Annotated in this window: 3 protein-coding genes; 1 reads left to right on the forward strand and 2 read right to left on the reverse strand. The window is 61.0% G+C overall.

Features of this window, described 5'->3' with window-relative positions; translation table 11 throughout:
- Positions 1 to 130 precede the first annotated feature (130 nt).
- Complete coding sequence (gene era, locus V6C16_RS10800; protein ID WP_333535594.1) at positions 131 to 1054, reverse strand: GTPase Era; 924 nt, start codon at positions 1052 to 1054, stop codon at positions 131 to 133.
- A gap of 313 nt (positions 1055 to 1367) precedes the next feature.
- Between era and V6C16_RS10805 the strand changes: the two genes are divergently transcribed.
- Complete coding sequence (locus V6C16_RS10805) at positions 1368 to 1892, forward strand: VUT family protein (protein ID WP_333535595.1); 525 nt, start codon at positions 1368 to 1370, stop codon at positions 1890 to 1892.
- Positions 1893 to 2033: 141 nt separating this feature from the next.
- On the opposite strand, the gene V6C16_RS10810 is transcribed toward V6C16_RS10805, so the two are convergent.
- A partial coding sequence (locus tag V6C16_RS10810) for a c-type cytochrome (RefSeq protein WP_333543191.1) occupies positions 2034 to 2788 on the reverse strand: 755 nt, incomplete at its 5' end.

A 2788-nucleotide genomic window follows, 5' to 3' on the forward strand; every position in this document is an offset into this window, starting at 1 on the left:
CCACATCGCAGGCCGGGTGCAGCTTGGACACGGCAATGAGAGACACGTCCTCCCTGGGCCGCCCGGCGGCGGCACAGGCGGCATCGAGCCTTTCCAGCACACGGCGGTAGCGATCGCGCAGTTCCATAGCCTACTCCGCCATAAGCCCCAGGTCGCGCAAAAAGGCCGTGTCTTCGGTCCAGTGTTCGCGAACCTTGACCCACAGTTCCAGGTGCACCTTGCCGCCCACCAGTTCCTGAATGTCCTTGCGGGCTTCAGTGCCGATGGCCTTGATGGACTGTCCGGCGCGCCCGATGACCATGGCCTTGTGCATGGGACGGGCCACATAGATGGTGGCATGAATGACCGTCTGCCCGCGCTCTTCATCCTCTTCCCAGCTTTCCACATCCACGGCCACGGAATAGGGAACCTCCTGCCGCAAGTGCAGAAAGAGCTTTTCGCGAATGATTTCGGCCGTCATAAAGCGCAGAGGCGCGGTGGATATCTGGTCTTCGGGGAACTGAGCCTGCCCTGTGGGCAGTTTTTTATGGATAAGTTCCACCAGATCGGCAAGCCCGTCCTTGTTCAGGGCCGAAATGGGAAAAATATCGGCTCTGGGCCACATTTCATGCAGCCTGGTCAGCAGGGGCAGCATGCGGCTTTTATCGCCGAACAGGTCCACCTTGTTGACCACCACGATCATGGGCCGTTCGTCGCTGGCAAGAGCCTGAGCCACCGGGGCGAGATCGCGGTCGAGAAATTCGGGATGACGGATATAGAGGTGGGCGTCCAGCACGGGCATGATGATGTCGGCCTGGTTCAGGCTCTGCCACACAGCCTGAATCATGGTCTTGCTCAGCCGCCCGCGAACCTGGGTGAGGCCGGGGGTATCCATAAAGATGGTCTGGGCCTCGTCATCGGTGAGGATGCCCACAATCTGGTTGCGCGTGGTCTGCGGCTTGGGCGTGACAATGGTCACCTTTTGCCCCAAAAGGGCATTGAGCAGTGTGGATTTGCCGGCATTGGGCGGACCCATGAGTGCCACCCATCCGCAACGGTAGTGCAGATCTGTCATTACGTCTCCTGGCCGGACAACCGGCCTACGCTGCGCACACAAGGCGCAAAGTTTTTCAAGGGGCTGTGTTCAAGCGCATGCCGCCCGCGCAAAACGGGCTTTTGCCCGGCAAAAACAAACTGCCGGGCAAGGCCGTACCGGATACGGCGGGATGGGGGTTTTCCCGCAATGCCGACGAAGGAAACAAGGCGGCTTTTGCAGCGGACGTTTTCAGAACCAGCCCCAGATACATGCTAAATCTGCTTTTCTGTCCCATATCCGCGCCTTCCGGTCAAGCTGCAAGGCTCCGTGCGCCCTGCCCCACTTGACGACCATGCCGCCAGCGCTTACTCTCGCGCCCATGTTTACCCTTATTACCTATATCGCTCTTATCGTGGGCGTAAACTACGCTTTTGCCGTCACGCCCCTTGTGGAACTGCCCAATGGAGAAATGTGGCCGCCTCTGTCTCTGGTGGTGGGCTTTATCTTTGTGGTGCGCGACTACGCACAGCGCCGCGTGGGCCATAAGGTGCTGTGGGCCATGCTGGTGGGCTGCATCGTGAGCTGGTACATGGCAACGCCGCAGCTTGCCCTTGCCAGCGCAGCGGCCTTCGCCATCGGCGAACTGGGGGACTGGGCGCTGTTCACCTTTACCAACCGCCCGTTTTCGCAGCGCATACTTATCTCGAGTCTGGTGGGCGCGCCTCTGGACAGCGTTGTTTTTCTGCTCATCATCGGTCTTGCCACGCCCTGGTCAATCATCACCATGAGCGCAAGCAAACTGCTTGGCGCGCTTCTGGTTTTCTGGCTGGTGCGCCGCCGCGAGCAGCGCGAATACGCCCTGGGGGTACAGGCATAAAGCCCGCGGAAACAGCCTCTTCGGCCTGAAAATTTACCGCCGGAGCGCGTTCACGTGAACATGCTCCGGCGGTTTGCTGTTGGAACGTCAGACCCGCAAGAAGCGCCGTCCGCGACGCCTCCCCCGAGGGCTGCGCCCTGCCTACTTTTCCACCCTGAAGGTATTGCTGATGACAGCCAGGTCTTCCAGCACCTCCTGCGGCAGATGGCGGAACGGCGGCATGACCGTGCCGGGATAGCCGTTGGTGATGACCTCCAGGGTGCGCGCATGTGTCATTGAATACTGCTGCAGATCCGGCGGGGGCGGCAGCAGCGTATGCCCGAATTCCGTAATCTCGCCCTCGACGCCGTGGCAGACGGCGCAGGATTCGGCCCAGACGATCATGGCGTCGCTTTCCGGCTCGCGGTCGGGCGGTACGTCGGCCTTGCCGAACATGTCAAAGCGCCTGGCCATAGTGTCCAGCACCATTTCTATCTTCTCACGGTCATACAGGCGAAAATACGGCATGCCCGAACCGGGAACGCCGTCGCGCACCAGCGTGTACACGTACTCCCTGTTGGCGCGTATGGCGGCGACATCTTCGGCCGGGATCAGCAGACGTCTGGCAACGGGGCCATCCCCCCTGCCCTCCAGACCATGACAGGGCGCGCACGCCTGATCATAAATAGTGTCACCGTTGTCATAGACCGTCTTGAGCTTGAAGGCATAGCCATCCAGCGCGGGCTGGCGGAAGGGATCAAGAGCCTTGGCCCTTTGGGCGCGGTAGGCGTCGTTGGCGGCCTGAACCGGATTCATGGCCTGATCCTGAATAAACTGGCGTCCCACCAGCATGGCCGCAAAGGCCACGGGTAGCAGCCAGAGAAGGCTGCGCGGGGCCGCCGCCGAATCGGGCGTGG

The organism is Desulfovibrio sp. 1188_IL3213, assembly GCF_036763145.1.
In the GTDB taxonomy this organism is placed as follows: Bacteria; Desulfobacterota; Desulfovibrionia; order Desulfovibrionales; family Desulfovibrionaceae; genus Desulfovibrio.

What these genes read in the sequence shown, in the direction of transcription:
- era (WP_333535594.1), bottom strand. Translation starts at nt 1,054, where the DNA reads ATGACAGATCTGCACTACCGTTGCGGATGGGTGGCACTCATGGGTCCG.
- V6C16_RS10805 (WP_333535595.1), top strand. Translation starts at nt 1,368, where the DNA reads ATGCCGCCAGCGCTTACTCTCGCGCCCATGTTTACCCTTATTACCTAT.